At 41.1% G+C, this 15,481-nt stretch carries 16 protein-coding genes; 5 read left to right on the top strand and 11 right to left on the bottom strand.

The genetic code is table 11. The features are described from left to right. The 4 genes from AC37HE_RS01235 to AC37HE_RS01220 all read right to left on the bottom strand — a co-directional run. The coding region (locus tag AC37HE_RS01235; RefSeq protein WP_500780951.1) for an Rnf-Nqr domain containing protein at window positions 1–224 on the bottom strand (224 nt) is incomplete at its 3' end. Between the two features lie 5 nt (window positions 225–229). Then, window positions 230–928, bottom strand: coding sequence for an NADH:ubiquinone reductase (Na(+)-transporting) subunit C (nqrC, locus tag AC37HE_RS01230; protein ID WP_500780950.1), 699 nt, complete (start codon window positions 926–928; stop codon window positions 230–232). Between the two features lie 18 nt (window positions 929–946). Further along, window positions 947–2,110 (bottom strand): NADH:ubiquinone reductase (Na(+)-transporting) subunit B, encoded by a 1,164-nt coding sequence (locus AC37HE_RS01225; RefSeq protein WP_500780949.1) that lies wholly within the window; start codon window positions 2,108–2,110, stop codon window positions 947–949. Window positions 2,111–2,135: 25 nt separating this feature from the next. Beyond that, window positions 2,136–3,488: a Na(+)-translocating NADH-quinone reductase subunit A gene (locus tag AC37HE_RS01220; protein ID WP_500780948.1), complete on the bottom strand. Its 1,353-nt coding sequence runs from the start codon at window positions 3,486–3,488 to the stop codon at window positions 2,136–2,138. A gap of 194 nt (window positions 3,489–3,682) precedes the next feature. Here AC37HE_RS01220 and AC37HE_RS01215 point away from each other — a divergent pair, with 194 nt between their 5' ends. Then, window positions 3,683–4,969: a type IX secretion system plug protein gene (locus tag AC37HE_RS01215; RefSeq protein WP_500780947.1), complete on the top strand. Its 1,287-nt coding sequence runs from the start codon at window positions 3,683–3,685 to the stop codon at window positions 4,967–4,969. On the opposite strand, the gene AC37HE_RS01210 is transcribed toward AC37HE_RS01215, so the two are convergent. Next, the gene (locus tag AC37HE_RS01210; RefSeq protein WP_500780946.1) at window positions 4,966–7,050 is read right to left on the bottom strand and encodes a sensor histidine kinase; all 2,085 of its coding nucleotides are present in this window, start codon (window positions 7,048–7,050) and stop codon (window positions 4,966–4,968) included. The two genes, AC37HE_RS01215 and AC37HE_RS01210, sit on opposite strands and share 4 nt — an antisense overlap. Window positions 7,051–7,232: 182 nt before the next feature. Between AC37HE_RS01210 and pruA the strand changes: the two genes are divergently transcribed. The 3 genes from pruA to AC37HE_RS01195 all read left to right on the top strand — a co-directional run bounded on the left by pruA (window position 7,233) and on the right by AC37HE_RS01195 (window position 9,997). Then, window positions 7,233–8,870 carry an L-glutamate gamma-semialdehyde dehydrogenase gene (pruA, locus tag AC37HE_RS01205; protein ID WP_500780945.1) on the top strand — a complete coding sequence of 546 codons (1,638 nt, stop codon included), beginning with the start codon at window positions 7,233–7,235 and terminating at the stop codon, window positions 8,868–8,870. Between the two features lie 104 nt (window positions 8,871–8,974). Then, window positions 8,975–9,262, top strand: a complete 288-nt coding sequence (locus AC37HE_RS01200) for an FtsB family cell division protein (protein ID WP_500780944.1) — start codon at window positions 8,975–8,977, stop codon at window positions 9,260–9,262. 141 nt (window positions 9,263–9,403) lie between these two features. Further along, a complete protein-coding gene (locus AC37HE_RS01195; protein ID WP_500780943.1) occupies window positions 9,404–9,997 on the top strand; it encodes a YqgE/AlgH family protein in 594 nt (197 codons plus the stop codon). On the opposite strand, the gene AC37HE_RS01190 is transcribed toward AC37HE_RS01195, so the two are convergent. The 4 genes from AC37HE_RS01190 to AC37HE_RS01175 all read right to left on the bottom strand — a co-directional run bounded on the left by AC37HE_RS01190 (window position 9,986) and on the right by AC37HE_RS01175 (window position 13,206). Continuing rightward, window positions 9,986–10,702, bottom strand: a complete 717-nt coding sequence (locus tag AC37HE_RS01190; RefSeq protein WP_500780942.1) for an aminotransferase class IV — start codon at window positions 10,700–10,702, stop codon at window positions 9,986–9,988. The two genes, AC37HE_RS01195 and AC37HE_RS01190, sit on opposite strands and share 12 nt — an antisense overlap. A 106-nt stretch (window positions 10,703–10,808) precedes the next feature. After that, entirely contained in the window at window positions 10,809–11,414 is a 606-nt protein-coding gene (locus tag AC37HE_RS01185; protein WP_500780941.1) for a rhomboid family intramembrane serine protease, read from the bottom strand. Window positions 11,415–11,419: 5 nt separating this feature from the next. Next, window positions 11,420–12,418 carry a DNA polymerase III subunit delta gene (gene holA, locus AC37HE_RS01180; protein WP_500780940.1) on the bottom strand — a complete coding sequence of 333 codons (999 nt, stop codon included), beginning with the start codon at window positions 12,416–12,418 and terminating at the stop codon, window positions 11,420–11,422. Window positions 12,419–12,435: 17 nt separating this feature from the next. Then, a complete protein-coding gene (locus AC37HE_RS01175) occupies window positions 12,436–13,206 on the bottom strand; it encodes an AMP nucleosidase (protein WP_500780939.1) in 771 nt (256 codons plus the stop codon). A 90-nt stretch (window positions 13,207–13,296) separates the two neighbouring features. Between AC37HE_RS01175 and AC37HE_RS01170 the strand changes: the two genes are divergently transcribed. After that, window positions 13,297–13,755, top strand: coding sequence for a type I restriction enzyme HsdR N-terminal domain-containing protein (locus AC37HE_RS01170; protein ID WP_500780938.1), 459 nt, complete (start codon window positions 13,297–13,299; stop codon window positions 13,753–13,755). On the opposite strand, the gene AC37HE_RS01165 is transcribed toward AC37HE_RS01170, so the two are convergent. Both AC37HE_RS01165 and AC37HE_RS01160 read right to left on the bottom strand, forming a co-directional pair. Beyond that, a complete protein-coding gene (locus tag AC37HE_RS01165; protein WP_500780937.1) occupies window positions 13,756–14,286 on the bottom strand; it encodes a GNAT family N-acetyltransferase in 531 nt (176 codons plus the stop codon). Between the two features lie 211 nt (window positions 14,287–14,497). Next, window positions 14,498–15,481 (bottom strand): glycosyltransferase family 2 protein (locus AC37HE_RS01160; RefSeq protein ID WP_500780936.1); only part of this gene is annotated, 984 nt, incomplete at its 5' end.

The raw sequence follows: 15,481 nt of genomic DNA, 5'->3' as shown, positions 1-15,481 counted from the left end.
ATCCGGTTAGGGATACTATTACGCAAAAGCGAAATAATTACGTTTGCAAAGGCTACAACTGCTGTTACGGCGATAGCCATAACGATAGCCGGTTTCAATTGGGCTGTAACTGCCAGTGCAGAACAAATACCCAATACCTGTACTGTAATCGGATTGTTGCTGTTAAGCGGGTTGGATAACAGTCCCAGGTTTTTCTTTGAAAATAATGCTTCTTTATCGCTCATCTCGTCTATTTTTTCTGATTGAAAAATGCTGTGTAGGCAGTTAAATCTTCCAATAGCATTGCCTGCAAACCTTTAGAAGTAATTGTACCTCCTGAAATTGCATCCACACTGTGTGCTTTCGGAGCCGTTTCGTTTGATTTGGCAACAATAATTGAATAGAATTTGCCATTTTCGTCGAAAATCGTCTTCCCTTTAAATTGAGCCTGGAAAGCTTTAGTGGCGATCTCAGCACCTAGTCCCGGGGTTTCTCCCTGGTGGTCGAAAGTAGCACCGTAAATGGTGTTCCTATCACTGTCAACCGAGATGTATCCCCAGATTGGTCCCCAAAGACCAGTTCCATATAACGGTAAAATATATTTTATAGCACCGTCAATTTTACATTCGAAAACCGGCAAAAGACGCTTTGATAGATCTTTTTGGGCATATTGCTTTTTCAGATCAACTGTAAAAGCGTCGCCATCAAGTTTCTCGCCTTTAGAGTTTACGATGTATGAGTTAACAATTTTCTCGCTGTAGATCTGCTCAGCATTAGCAGCAGTTGCTGCAATGTTTACAGATGCAAGAATATTTTGTTTTTTCTCAGTTTCAATATTCTTTGCTTGATATGGCTTCAGGTTAAAGGCTGCAAAAGAAAGAATTGCAGCGACCAGAATAACCATTACTGCGGCATATATAAATGTATAAACATTACTATTCCTGTCCATTATCGTAGTCTTTTCAGGTTAAACATTTACTTTTGCCCGTTTCAACCGACGTTTGATGTTGCTTTCAACAACATAGTGGTCAATCAGAGGTGCAAAGGTGTTCATTAATAGAATAGCCAACATCACGCCTTCCGGGTAAGCCGGGTTTACTACACGAATAAGGATGGCTAAGACACCAATCAGGAATCCGTAGATCCATTTCCCTTTCACTGTTTGAGCCGCCGAAACCGGGTCGGTTGCCATAAACACAGCACCGAAAGCAAAACCGCCAATAATCAGGTGATCATAGAATGGTAATGCCATATATGCGTTGTCGCCAGCGAAGGTGTTAAGCAGAAGTCCCATGAACAAACCACCCAATACCGTTGATAACATGATCCTCCAGCTACCGATTCCGGTAACAATAAGAATTAATGCACCGATCAGGATGGCGATTGTTGATGTTTCACCAATTGATCCAGGGATCAAACCAACAAATGCGTTCCATGTATTCAAAGCATCGGTATGACCAGCAGCAGCTAAAGCCATTGGTGTTGCACCAGTAAAACCGTCTACGGCTTTTTGTACTCCATCATGGGCAATCCATACTGAGTCACCTGACATTTTTCCAGGGTAAGCAAAGAACAGGAATGCACGAGCTACCAATGCAGGGTTCCAAATGTTCATACCTGTACCACCGAAAACTTCTTTACCGAAAACAACCGCGAAAGCAACTGCAATTGCAATCATCCATAGTGGTGTATTTATCGGCATAACCATCGGAATAAGGAGACCTGAAACCAGGAACCCTTCGTTTACTTCGTGGCCCCGGAATTGAGCAAAGATGAATTCAATACCCAAACCAACGACATATGAAACAACGATGATCGGTAATATTTTCAGCAAACCAAACAGGAACAGGTCAAAAAATGAAGCTGTTTCTAATTGGCCTAAAGCGCCGAAGTGTTGGTAACCTGCGTTGTACATACCAAAAAGTAAGGCTGGAACCAAGGCAAGGACAACAACCCCCATGGTCCGTTTTAGGTCAATAAAGTCGTGGATGTGAGTTCCTGACTTTGACGTATTCTTTGGTACAAAGAATAACGTAAATAAGGCATCATGCGTCGAGTGCAGCCAATGGTATTTGGCGCCCTTTTGTACATGAGGCTTCGTTTTTTCGAAAAAATTCTTTATCGCTTTCATTGAATTTCTTTTTTAAAGCAATCGTTTATCCCACTTCTTTTACCATGGAGTCAATTCCTTTGCGTAGAATGTCCTGAACTTTAATTTTTGAAGTACAAGCATATTCACATAGTGCAAAGTCTTCTTCAACCACTTCGTAAATACCCAATTGTTCCATCTTGTCGATGTCGTTTGCTAAAATTGCTTTAAGCAGGAAAACGGGTAAAATATCCATCGGAAGGAACTTCTCATATTGACCGGTAACTACGAAGGCACGTTCAGCACCATTCATGTTGGCATCCAGTGTATATTCTTTTTTCGGGAATAAACTTGAGAAGAATGTTTTTGAAGCAGAGTATTTGTCGAATCCGGGAGCAGCCCAACCTATAAACGCATAGTGTTCGCCTTCCGGAATAACAGTAATTTGCTGGTCAGAGAATCCCAGGAAATTGTCAGCTTCAACTTTTGTACCGGTAAGTACATTGCCGCTGATGATTCGTTCCGGGTCTTCTTGTTTTGTTTTACCGTTCACAATCGAGCTGATGTCAGCTCCGTGGATTGTGTTGTAGTATTGAGGTGCGCTAACTTCGGAACCGCATAAGGCAATTGTTTTAGTCAGATCGACTTTGCCGGTTTCGAATAAACGACCAATGTAAGCTAATGCCTGAACGGAAATAGTCCAAACAACTTCTCCTTTATTAATTGGAGCTACTTTGTGGATTTGAATACCAACGTTACCTGCAGGGTGTGGACCTGAGAAGGAGTTGGTTTCAACGTTTTTCAACCCACTGAAAATGCTGTTTGATACTTTCCCCGGAAGACCAAGGTAAACTTTTCCTTCCGTCAACTTAGCCATTGCATTAATACCTGTTTGAATGCTGGCAAGGTCGTTTTTGAAAATCAATTCATAATCAGGAGCCAGAGGACTTGAGTCGAATCCTGAAATGAAAATGTTTTTGGGTTGATCACTAGGTTTGGCTAAAGTCCCGTAAGGACGTTGTTTGATGAATGGCCAAAGTCCGCTGTTTAAAAGTAGCCCGGCAATCTCATCTTTGCTAAGTTTTGCAGGATCAGCCTTGGAAAAAGAAGCAAACTCATTTTTGCCGTCTGCCTCAACAACTACTTCCAGAATTCGACGACGTTCACCGCGGTTAATGGTTTTTACTGTACCACTAACCGGAGACGTGAAGAAAATTTCCGGATTGTATTTGTCGAAGAACAGGGCGTCGCCAGCTTTTACCTGGGCATCAACCTTCACACTTAATTTTGGAGTTAAGCCAAAAAAATCGGTTGGCTTAAGGGCAACGGTTGCGGGAGCAGACGCGTCTGTTATAGTCGCCTCCGCAGCACCTTTCAACCGGATATCCAATCCGCGTTTTAGTTTAAAATGCTTTGACATTGTAATCCCTTGTTGTTTAAATTTAATGGGTAGCAAAAGTAATTATTATTGAAAACTTTTCACAATCTTTGTTAGGAAACTTGGGCTTTTAAACCAATTGGTTAGCAATAATTCCATACTTTGCAAACTCTTTGTTTATTCCGAATTTAATCATTGGCTGAAAGCCTTTCTTTATCATTGATTTTGAAATGAAAATGTGTCGACTTAATTTTTTTCTATCGGTTATTTTCAGCGTTATTTTTTCATTAAATTCTTTAGCGCAGGAAGAGCCTGATCGGGCTTTTGGGGATGCTGTTTTCAATCCGGATATTAAATCAGTTCAACTATTTTCTTCGGGTAGTGAGTTGTCGATGCCTGTTCTTTCGCTTGGTAGTGATGAACAATTGGTGTTGAAATTTGACGATTTGTCGGGCAATGTGAAAAATTACAACTATACAATTTTGCATTGCGATGCGGATTGGCATGAATCATTTGTCATGCAAAGCGAGTATCTGAACGGATTTGCAGAGAACCCACTCGATGATTATGCCTTGAGTTTCAATACCACCATGAATTATGTGAATTATCAGTTGACAATTCCAAACGACCAGGTTAGTTTGAATTATTCGGGGAATTACGTGCTGATTGTCTATGAAGGATCGGATCGGGAAAAGCCGGTTTTGACGAGGCGGTTTTATGTGCTGGATCGAAAGGTAGGAATCAATGCTCAGGTGAAGAAGGCGACATTTGATCCCTATCAGGGAGATAACCAGGAAGTGGATTTTTCAATAATGCATGGGCAGTTGCAATTGGATGATCCGTTTAGCGAGATTAAAGTTGTTGTGATGAAAAATCGGCGGTGGGATTCTGCAATCCGGGATTTGAAGCCGCTTTTTGTGCGTAAAAATGAATTGGTCTACGATTACGATGATAAAAATGTATTTCCGGGAGGAAATGAGTTCCGTTATTTCGATATGCGTTCGTGGAAGTATGTTGGAGAAAATGTTGATCAGATTGGAGAATATCAGGGATACTACCATGTTACTTTGATGAAAGATGAAATTCGCTCGAACAAAAAGTATTTCGATTATAAGGAGATGGATGGTAATTTCACGATTGAGAGTCAGGATCGGATACAGGATAAGGATACCGAATGTGATTATGGTTTTGTGCATTTTACCTTGGCTGTGCCTGTTCCATTGGTTGGAGGATCGGTTCACGTTTTTGGTGCTTTAACCAATTGGACGACGGATAAATCGACTGCCATGAGTTGGAATAATGAGCGTAAGGAATATGAACTTACCTTGCTGCTGAAGCAAGGGTATTACAACTACGAATATGTTTATGTACCCAAAGGTGCATCAAAAGCTGATGAGACTGTTTTGGAAGGAAGTCATTTTGAAACCGAAAACGATTATCAGATTTTTGTCTATTATAAAGGTTTATCAGATCGATATGAGCAGCTGGTTGGTTTTACCCAGCTCAACTCAAGAACGTTTTAGCGGACAATCGTTAGCAGTCCATCTCCGTTTTCGAAAGGAATGCTAAAGGAGAAGGTCGAACCTTGGCTTACAACGGATTGAACTTCTATCTTTCCTCCCAGTACTATTGCGTAATGCTGGGCAATCGCCAGACCTAGGCCGGTACCCTCGTATTTACGGCTTTTTGTGTTGTCAATTTGATGGAAACGGTCAAAAATCCGTTCCATATTCTGCTTGTCAATTCCAATTCCTGTGTCGCGAATGAAAAATCGTAATTGGTCTTTACCGATCATTTCATAGCCAAACTCAACTTCTCCTTCGGAGGTGAATTTGATAGCATTGTCGATGAGTTTCTTCAGGATCTCGGTTAACAAATAGCGGTCGGTTGAAACGCCGAATTTGGGATTCGCATTCTCGTTGTTCAGTTTCAGCTTTATGGGTTTGTTGGCAACGTCAATACTGTATTCGCGGTAAAGGTCTACTAAAAGGTCGTTAATTTTGCAAAAGCCTTTATGAACGACAACCTGGTTGCTTTCAATTTTTGAAATACTGATCATGTCATTGATCATTTCCATTAATAAGCGACCATTGTTAACCACAATCTCAATAAAGCGGCTGCGTTCTTCTTCGTCAAAGTCGGGTGAGCCCAACATGCGCGAAAAACCAATGATTGCATTCATTGGTGTTCGTATTTCGTGTGAGATGTTGGCCAGGAACGCTGATTTTAGCTGGTCGGCTTCTTCCGCTTTTTGTTTGGCTTCTTCCAGTCTTATTTCGGCCAGTTTGCGCTTGGTAATGTCGCGGGCAATCGTAATAACCGAATTGTCATCCAACTTGGCAATCCGCATCTCAAACATGGCTGTTCCTTTCTCGACTTCCAGGGCATACTCAATTGTTTCAATCGAGTCGAATTGGATGGCGTCCTGGATGTATTGGTAAATCTTTCGTGACATCTTTTCGGAAAAACCAACCTCGTAAATGGAATTGCCAATGATGTCGTCCGGGTTAATTTGAACAAGCTCCGAGTCCTTGATGACAAAGTCGACGTAAATACCGTCTTTATCAATAATGAAGAACAGGTCAGGGATCGCTTCCAGCAAAACCTGGTAACGTTTCCTGCTTTCTTTAAGACTACTGATGACCTCTTGTTTTGGAGTAATGTCGTAGAAAATACAGGCAATACTGTCTTTGGTTGGCATCACAGCAGTCAGTTCCAGCCATTTATTTAAATGTTGCAGGTTAAGCTCGGTTTTTTTCTTTTTGGAATGGAGAAAAAAATTATTCCAGTCGAACGCATTCTTAAAGAGTTTGGGAAAGATAATATCTGCATCGACATTCCGAACTTCTCGGGATGAAACATTGAAAAGGGTCTCAAATGCTTTATTGATTTTTTGAACCTCCAGGTTTACCGGATTACCCAGTTCATCCCGGTTAATTTTTAAGAGCATGACTGATTCAGGAAGCTGTCTGACTGTTTGGTTTATCCGGTTTTCGGTTTCCGCAGCCTGGGTGATTAGCTCCTTCATGTTTAGACCGTAGCTCCAGGCCGTAATGTAGCACATGATAAAGCCAATTGTTAAAATAATCAGCGGGTTAAGAATGAACTCCGTCGGATTCCAGTAAAGGAGACCAATCATATTTATTCGGTCGGCCAGCCAGATGTGAAGGCCTGTGAATGTCAGCCAGATGAGATAAAAGATGCTGATCCGAATCCGATCGTTGCTCAGGAAAAGTAGCATTAAAAGGCCTATTATGCCGGTCCAAAGCGAAAACTGAATTGTTTGATGGATTGGCATTATGGCATATTCTGACGAAGCAAAATAGAAATAGGCCGGAATAGCTAAAAAGAAAATATTATTGATTGCATGCTTTGCTTTTCCCCAATACAAAAAATAAATGCTGATGATTGATAAAGCCATCAATGTGATGTCGCCGGGGATGCACTGGTAACGCAATTTTCCTGCAATTCCCATTGTCAAGCTGTAGAGGCTAAAAATGGTAGTCAGGGAAAAAATCAGGTATAATCCAAGCGTTATGCGTCTCGCTTCGTTGGATTTAGATGAAAGTTTGTCGACAATTAAGTTGATGACTGACACGCGCATGAATGCAATAATAGTTTTGCATAAATATAATGATTTTTGAATGGACAAGTAAGGTGTGCTGAGTTTATATTGACATTTTTTGAAAGCTGATATTTATTATAGATTAGGTTTTTTCCATTGTTTAGCTTTGTAGTTCAGGGGTTAATAAGAATTTTGAAGTGTAGTAATTATAATAGTATATTATGCCAAAAGGAATATTTAATGTGCCAGTTGCTAAAAACGAGCCCGTTCGGACTTATGCACCTGGATCACCGGAAAGAGAAAGTTTGCAGGCTAAGCTTGCTGAGTTGCGGTCAATGGAAGTTGAACTCCCGATGATTATTGGCGGGAAAGAAGTGACGACTGATCGTCGTCGTAGAATTGCACCTCCACACGAACATAAACATACATTGGGCTATTTTTACGAAGGAGATTCATCGCACGTACAAATGGCTATTGATGCTGCTTTGGATGCTAAAGAAGAATGGGCAAACATGGGATGGCAGCATCGTGCAGCTATTTTCCTGAAAGCAGCCGATTTATTAGTCGGACCGTATCGCGATAAAATGAATGCAGCAACGATGTTGGGGCAATCAAAAAACGCCTTCCAGGCTGAGATTGATGCCGCTTGTGAGTTAGCTGATTTCTTTCGTTTTGGTGTAAAATGTATGATCGAAATTTATGAGCAGCAGCCGGAATCTGCAGCCGGAATTTGGAATTATAATGAATATCGTCCGTTGGAAGGCTTTGTTTTTGCATTGACGCCGTTCAACTTTACATCGATTGCCGGAAACCTGCCAAGTGCTCCTGCCATGATGGGTAATGTCGCCGTATGGAAACCGTCCAATACTTCGGTTTATTCAGCAGCAGTTATCATGGAGATTTTACAGGAAGCAGGTTTGCCCGATGGTGTTATTAACCTGGTTTATGTGCCTGGACCTGTGGCTGGTGAAGTTATTTTTAGCAACCCTGATTTTGCGGGTATCCATTTTACGGGGTCAACCGCCGTATTCCAAACCATTTGGAAAACCATCGGTGAAAACATCTATAAATACAAATCATATCCACGCATTGTCGGTGAAACAGGAGGTAAAGACTTCATTTTTGCCGATCCTACTGCCGATCCGCAAGCTTTGGCGGTGGCAATGTTGCGCGGTGCATTCGAATATCAGGGACAGAAATGTTCGGCAGCTTCTCGTGTTTATATTCCTGAAAGTATTTGGGATGATGTTCGTGAACGCTTTGCCAAAATGATGGCCACTGTAAAAATGGGACCAGTAGAAGACTTCACTAATTTTGTGAATGCTGTTATCGACGAAAAATCATTCGATAAACTGGCAGCTTATATCGACCGTGCCAAAACGAGTAAAGATGCCGAAGTGATCTGGGGTGGTAACTGCGATAAATCGGTTGGCTATTATGTTGAACCAACAGTTATTTTAGCGAAGAAGGCTGATTATGAAACCATGGTTGAAGAACTGTTCGGACCAGTATTGACGGTTTACATATATGAAGATGAAAAGTTGGATGAGACTTTAACAATTCTTGATCAAACCTCCATGTATGCTTTGACAGGAGCTGTATTTTCTCAAAACAGGTATAATATTGAGCGCATTACAAATCGTTTATCAAACTCTGCGGGCAACTTTTATATCAACGATAAACCAACTGGTGCCGTTGTTGGACAACAGCCTTTTGGTGGAGCCCGCGGTTCAGGAACAAACGACAAAGCCGGTTCGGTTTTCAATATGATTCGCTGGACTTCAATTCGTACAATTAAAGAGACTTTCGTTTCTCCGAAAGAATATATGTATCCGAACTTTTTACCGAATCAGAAATAAGCACAAATTTTATTCGATACAAAGGAGATGATTTTATTCATCTCCTTTTTTTTTGATTGCAGACTACTTACATTTGTTGGAAAGATTTAACGGATATGTTGAAAATGCCAAAGTGGATTAGGGAGAGAGTATTAACCAAGTGGGGGATTGTTACCATCGCTTTTGTGGTTTATATTTTGGCTATAAACGAGCATAATGTAATTCAGCATCTTCAGAATAAATCGAAATTGCAGCAACTCAAAGAACAGAAGAGGCTGTTGCAGAATAAAATTGAAGCCGACAAACTGAAAATTGAGGAGCTTCAAACGAACCAAAAGAACCTGGAGAAATTTGCCCGCGAGCAATTTCTGATGCACAAGAAGAACGAAGATGTTTTTGTTGTCGTCGAGTAAATCAAAAATCTTACTTATTTTCTTCAGCCTGTATTTTGTAACCAAAGGGTTATGAAATTGTAAACCATGATTAATTTAAAGGAATCTGCCTTTTTAGGTATTTGATATATCAAAGTTTTTTCTTTAAATTGATATCAAATTATGAAGCTGAATATCAATATATTTAAAATTGAGACCAATCATGTGGCTCCGCAAAAAGGACGAATTCTGATTGCAGAACCTTTTTTGCCCGGCAGCTATTTCAATCGTGCTGTGATTTTATTGGTTGCTCACAGCGAGAAAGGAGCGGTGGGATTCATTTTAAATAAGAAAGTTGATTATCCGATTAATGAGATTATTCCCGACTTCCCCGATTTTGATGCTGATGTCTACATCGGCGGTCCGGTAAGTACCGATTCCATTTATTTCATACACTCACTTGGCGACGAAATTACCGGTAGCGTTCATATTAAAGACAATCTGTATTGGGGGGGAGACTTTGATGAATTGAAAAATAAAATCCGGTTGGGGATGGTTAAGCCCGGTGAGGTTCGCTTTTTCATGGGTTATTCAGGCTGGGATCATGGTCAGTTGGAAGAGGAATTGACTGAAAACAGCTGGTTGGTTACCGATATTGAACAAGACACGGTGATGGATGTTGAGGCCGAAAAGCGCATGTGGCTGGACATTGTAAAAGGAATCGGTGGCAAATACCTGATGTGGGAGAACTTTCCTGAAAACCCATCAATGAATTAGCAGGCGGTTAAACTCTTCGGCTAACCGCTGACAATAGCTTTTATAAAAACGTTTCATTCCAAATGCCCGGATGTGTTGGATTCCAAGCAGGTCATTGGCAATAAAGACTTCATCAGCATCCATTAAATCTTCCTCATATAACTCCTCAAGCTCATTGAATGGCAATCCTGATTTTTCGCAAACCTGGCTAATGATGCGTTTTGCCGGGTTGATATAGCACCCTGAAGCTGGTGCAGGCGAGTAAACCTGTCGGTTCTTGATAATGAAAAGGTTGGCTCCTGGTGTTTCCAGTAAACAGTGATTTAGATTCATGATTATCGGCACATTACCCTTTGTTGATACATTGGCTTCTGCAATCTTCCAAATGGCCTCAGAGCCTATCTGTAAGGCTGATAACTGAGAATCGGATTTTTGAATTTGCTGAAATAGTTCAAGCTGATAACCGTCGGGATTTTGTATATAAGCCGATTCCTGTTCCGGTGAAATTTCAATTTGGTATTCCGGAATTTCAGCACGTACAAAGAAACTTAAGCGAATGGTTGCCCCTTTGAAACATTTATTTTTTACGAGTGCTCTTTCGATCTGCCGTTTCAGCTCTTTTCCGTCGTTTGTTAGAAAAAGCGGTTCCTTTATCCTAAGTAGCTGGAAATGCAATTTCCACAGCTTTAGATGATCATCCCAGAACGGAAGCTGACTCTTTAGCATTCTCATTTGATCGCAAAACAGGAGGTTGTGCAGTTGCGATGAAGTAAAGAAAGGATCCTCGTTTCGGTGAAAATTTTTATTGTATAAGATGAAATCGCCCATGTTTTTATATCACATGAAACAATTTATCCATGAAATGTTGAAAGTAGTTTCCATTAAGCAGGATGGGGTAAATAAAGCCGAAAAGTGCACCAAGAAAGTGTGCATCGTGGGCAATGTTGTCATTTTGTTTCCGACTCATGTAGTAGGAATAAAACAGGTAAAGACCTGCGAAAACGATTCCCGGAATTGGGAACAGACCGAAAAAATAAATCTTGTTCCAAGGATCGAAAAAGATAGCGGCAAACAAAACGGCTGAAACAGCTCCCGAGGCACCAACTGCATTGTAATAGTAATTGTTGCGATGTTTGTACAGGGCATAAAGGTTCGAAAACAACATTCCTCCAAAATATAAAATCAGAAAATAGGCGTCAGCCATACGCCCGAATACATAGAAATGCATCTCGATTGCCCGACCAAATGAATATAGTACGATCATGTTAACCAATAGGTGCTCCCAGTTGGCGTGAACAAAACCATGAGAAATCAGGCGATAATATTCGTTTTTGTGAATAACCTTGCTGGCATTAAATTGTAGTTTTTCAATCAATTCAGGTCTGCTGAAAGCTACAATCGAAATCAAACAAGTCACTGCAATGATAATAATGGTCATATGGACTAATGTAAAATTTTATAAATCAATTCTTTTTGTAGATCGCCGGAGCTCGAAGAAACATTCCCAAGACCTTTCGACTTCATATCGAACTCGCGCAAGGTTGAGATAATCTCAACAACCTTCCGAATTGGATATTGTTTGGCAGCAGCCATGTATTCCTTCACAAAGAAGGGATGAACACCAAGTTTTGAGGCCACCGCATTTTGCGACTTATCTTCTAAAAAATGAAAGGTGAGAATCTTCATAAAGTATTGAAACAGACTCGATATTGTCCGTGGAAACGGATTGGCATTTTGGTTCGCCGCAAAGTAATTGATGATCTGGTTGCTTTTCAGTACGTTGCGCGTACCAATAGCACTCTGAAGCTCGAAAATGTTGTAATCTTTACTGATCCCAATATTTTTCTCGATGTGATCGGCGGTAATTTGAGTGTTTTCGGGGAGGCTGATAATTAATTTCTCCAGCTCGTTCGAAACTTTACTGAGGTCAGTGCCCAGGTATTCTGCCAACAGCATTGAAGCCTGGGGTACGATGGAGTAATTTCTTCGGGTCAGGTAGCTTTTGATCCAGTCAGGTAGTTTGTTGTCGTAGATTCGTTTCGACTCGAAAAGAACACCATTTTTAGCGACTGTTTTGGCAAATGTTTTGCGCTTGTCGAGTGTTTTGTATTTGTAACTTAGAACCAGTATAGTTGAGTTGAGCGGATTTTTGGCATAAGCCTCCAGGTCTTCAATCTTTTTAATGTTCTGAGCTTCACGAACAACAATTACCTGGTGGCTTGCCATCATGGGGAAGCGGCGTGCATAAGTAATAATAGTGTCGAGGTCGGTATCCTTACCGTACAGAATGTGTTGGTTGAACCCTTTCTCGGCATCCGTTAGTACGTTGTTGGTAATGTAATCAGCAATTTGATCGATGAAATAGCTTTCTTCACCCATTAAAAAATAAATGGGATGATAAATTTTCTTTTGGAGGTTACTCAGAATATCTTCGAATGTCATTTTTTAGCTTGAAAGGGTTAGAATTTAAGGTGTCTTACCGATCGGCCGTTGGTTTTTATTTCAACAAGTGCTTCAATACCAACCTGTATGTGTTTTTCAACAAAATCGCTGGTTACTTTTTTGTCGCTGGCGTCGGTTTTTATTCCGGTCGATATCATGGGTTGATCGGATACCAAAAGTAAAGCTCCTGTTGGGATTTTATTAGCAAAACCAACGGTGAAAATTGTAGCGGTTTCCATATCGACAGCCATCGCACGGGTTTTTTTCAGGTATTTTTTAAATCGCTCATCAAACTCCCAAACGCGGCGGTTGGTTGTGTATACCACACCGGTCCAGTAGTCTTTTTGATTTTCGCGGATTGCCGTCGAAACAGCTCGTTGCAGGTTAAAGGCCGGTAGTGCCGGAACTTCAGCCGGTAGATAGTCATTGGAGGTTCCTTCGCTGCGGATGGCTGCAATAGGAAGGATAAAATCCCCAAGCTTATTTTTCTTCTTTAATCCCCCGCACTTACCCAAAAACAGAACTGCTTTAGGCATAATCGCACTCAATAAGTCCATGACTGTTGCTGCATTTGGGCTTCCCATACCGAAGTTAATAATGGTCATATCTTCGGCCGTTGCACTGGGCATGTTTTTATCCTCTCCATCAACGGTGACATTAAATCTTTGGGCAAACATTTCAACGTAAAGTTGGAAGTTTGTGAGGATAATATATTCGCCAAATTCTTCGAGGGATTTTCCGGTGTAGCGGGGGAGCCAATTGTCAACAATCTCTTTCTTGGTCTTCATGTGCAATTGATATATTTGTACAATTAATTGAATGTTTGGGGCTATCTCAATTCGACAGCTTTACAAAAATACAACTTTACAAATTTTAAAATGTTCAAACAGCTAAATTTACCGACTTATTCTTTTCGTACCCGGCAAGTCGATACGAAAATTCAGATTTTTGACGAAATCAGGAGAAAGTTTCTGGTTTTGACTCCTGAAGAGTGGGTCCGCCAGAACTTTATTCGTTATTTGGTTGACGAAAAGAACTTCCCGGCATCGCTAATGGCTGTTGAAACAGGTCTAAAACTGAATCAAAATCAGTTTCGGGCCGATTTACTGGTTTATTCAAAAGCGGGAAAACCATTGATGATTGTTGAATTTAAAGCTCCGGAAGTTAAAATCACGCAAAAAACATTTGATCAGATTGCCCGGTACAATCTTACCTTTATGGTTCCGTACCTAATTGTCTCCAACGGATTAAATCACTATTGCTGTCAGGTTGATTTTGAGGCCCGGAATTATCAATTCTTTAAAGATATTCCATCCTTCGCCGATTTGCTGGCATAATTAAAGAATCCGTTGGTAGATATGCTCGTCGACCCGCCCTTCAGGACTATTTAACCAATCTTTTTTTGTTCCAGATAGACTGAATTTACATTTCTCGAACAGGGCCATGCTGGCTGGATTATTGGCTCCAATATTGGCATAAAGTTGGTATAGCCCGAGCGTTTCTTTGGCGAACTTGCACATGAGTTGCAAAGCATCAGCCGCGTATCCTTTTTGGCGATCAATTTCTGCATAAATTAAAATGCCAATACCGGCCCGTTGGTGATAGGGATCGAAGTCGAACAGGTCGATAGCCCCCACCGGAGTGGCTTTTTCATTTTGAATGATTAAGCGTAATTGCTTGGTTTCATAGATATCGCGATGCGATTCTTCAATGTATTGCTTTAGAATGAAGCGAGAAAACGGAGTCACGGTATTACTAACTTGCCAAAGCGAGCTGTCGTTCTCCCAAATATAGAGTAACTCCAGATCTTCGGGTTCCAAAGGACGGAGGCTGATCTTTCCGAATTGAAGTTGGCTGTTAGTCATCATATGCATTCTATTTTGGGTTGTGTTCAATCATTGGGTAATGTAAAATGTCGGAATTTTTTTGTACTTGCACTATTGCTTTTGGTGTTGTGCAAGTATTATCGTGTTCTGATATCGTTATTGATCTGTCAAAGTTAGGGAAGTTTTTTGTGCGTTAGCAGTAGAATCGTGTTAAGGGTGATGATGAATACGGCGTTTCTCAAGAGAAGAACGATTACACATTGAGAATTTTAACCCGGACTTTGGAGTCGGAGAGCTTTTCGAGATAATGAATAATTGTTGTTGGAGGAACGGCATTAATGTTAAAAACAAGTAGCTGGGGCTGGGTGGCTTTAAGTTGTTCATTCAGTTGTTGGGGTGAAATAACAGTCAATATTTCATAATTCCCGGTGGAGCCATTTAAGGCTTGTTTTAGTTTTTGGGCTTGTTCAGGCATTGCAACAACGAGGGTTGATATCGGCTTTCGTTTTTTCAGTTTAGGACTAAAATGACGTAATGGTGAAAAAACAACGCTTCCTATTCGACTGAGGACGGCCAATAAAGCCCGGCTATAAACAGCCAGATGTATCAGCAGGTTGAACAGACCGTTATGCCGGTTGGAAAAGTGTTTTTGGGAGAAAATAAGCATGGCCCGGTAGAATAGAACGACGTAGTTGAGGCTTCCCTTACGGGTACTTTCACCTTTATAATGCAAGATGGTGGTTTCGGGGAAATAGTAGTTCGTAAAACCACATTGGCTAATTCGGTACGAGAGGTCGATGTCCTCGCCATACATAAAAAAGCGTTCATCCAGCAGTCCTGATTTTTCGATTGCCGCTCGGCGTAAGAACATAAAAGCGCCCGCCAGTACGTCAATGGGGGTGGTTTTATCGCTTGGCAAATGGCCCAGGTAATAACGGGCAAATCGGCTGGAGTGAGGAAAGAGCTGCGTTAAACCAAAAATTTTACAGAAGGCAACCCAAGGCGTTGGTAATCCACGTTTCGATTCAGGCAGGTAGTGGCCATGGCTGTCAATCATACGTACGCCTAAAGCACCGGCTTGGGGAGTGCAATCCATAAAATCGGAGCATCTGCTAAAGCAATCGTGAGGAACAAGCGTATCCGGATTCAGGAGTAATACGTATTCGCCTTTGGCAATTTGGATCCCCTGGTTGTTGGCCTTTGAAAATCCGATGTTTTTGTTGTTCTCAATTAAGGT

This window comes from Mangrovibacterium sp. (genome assembly GCF_059905295.1).
This window is presented reverse-complemented; position numbering and strand designations above follow the sequence as displayed.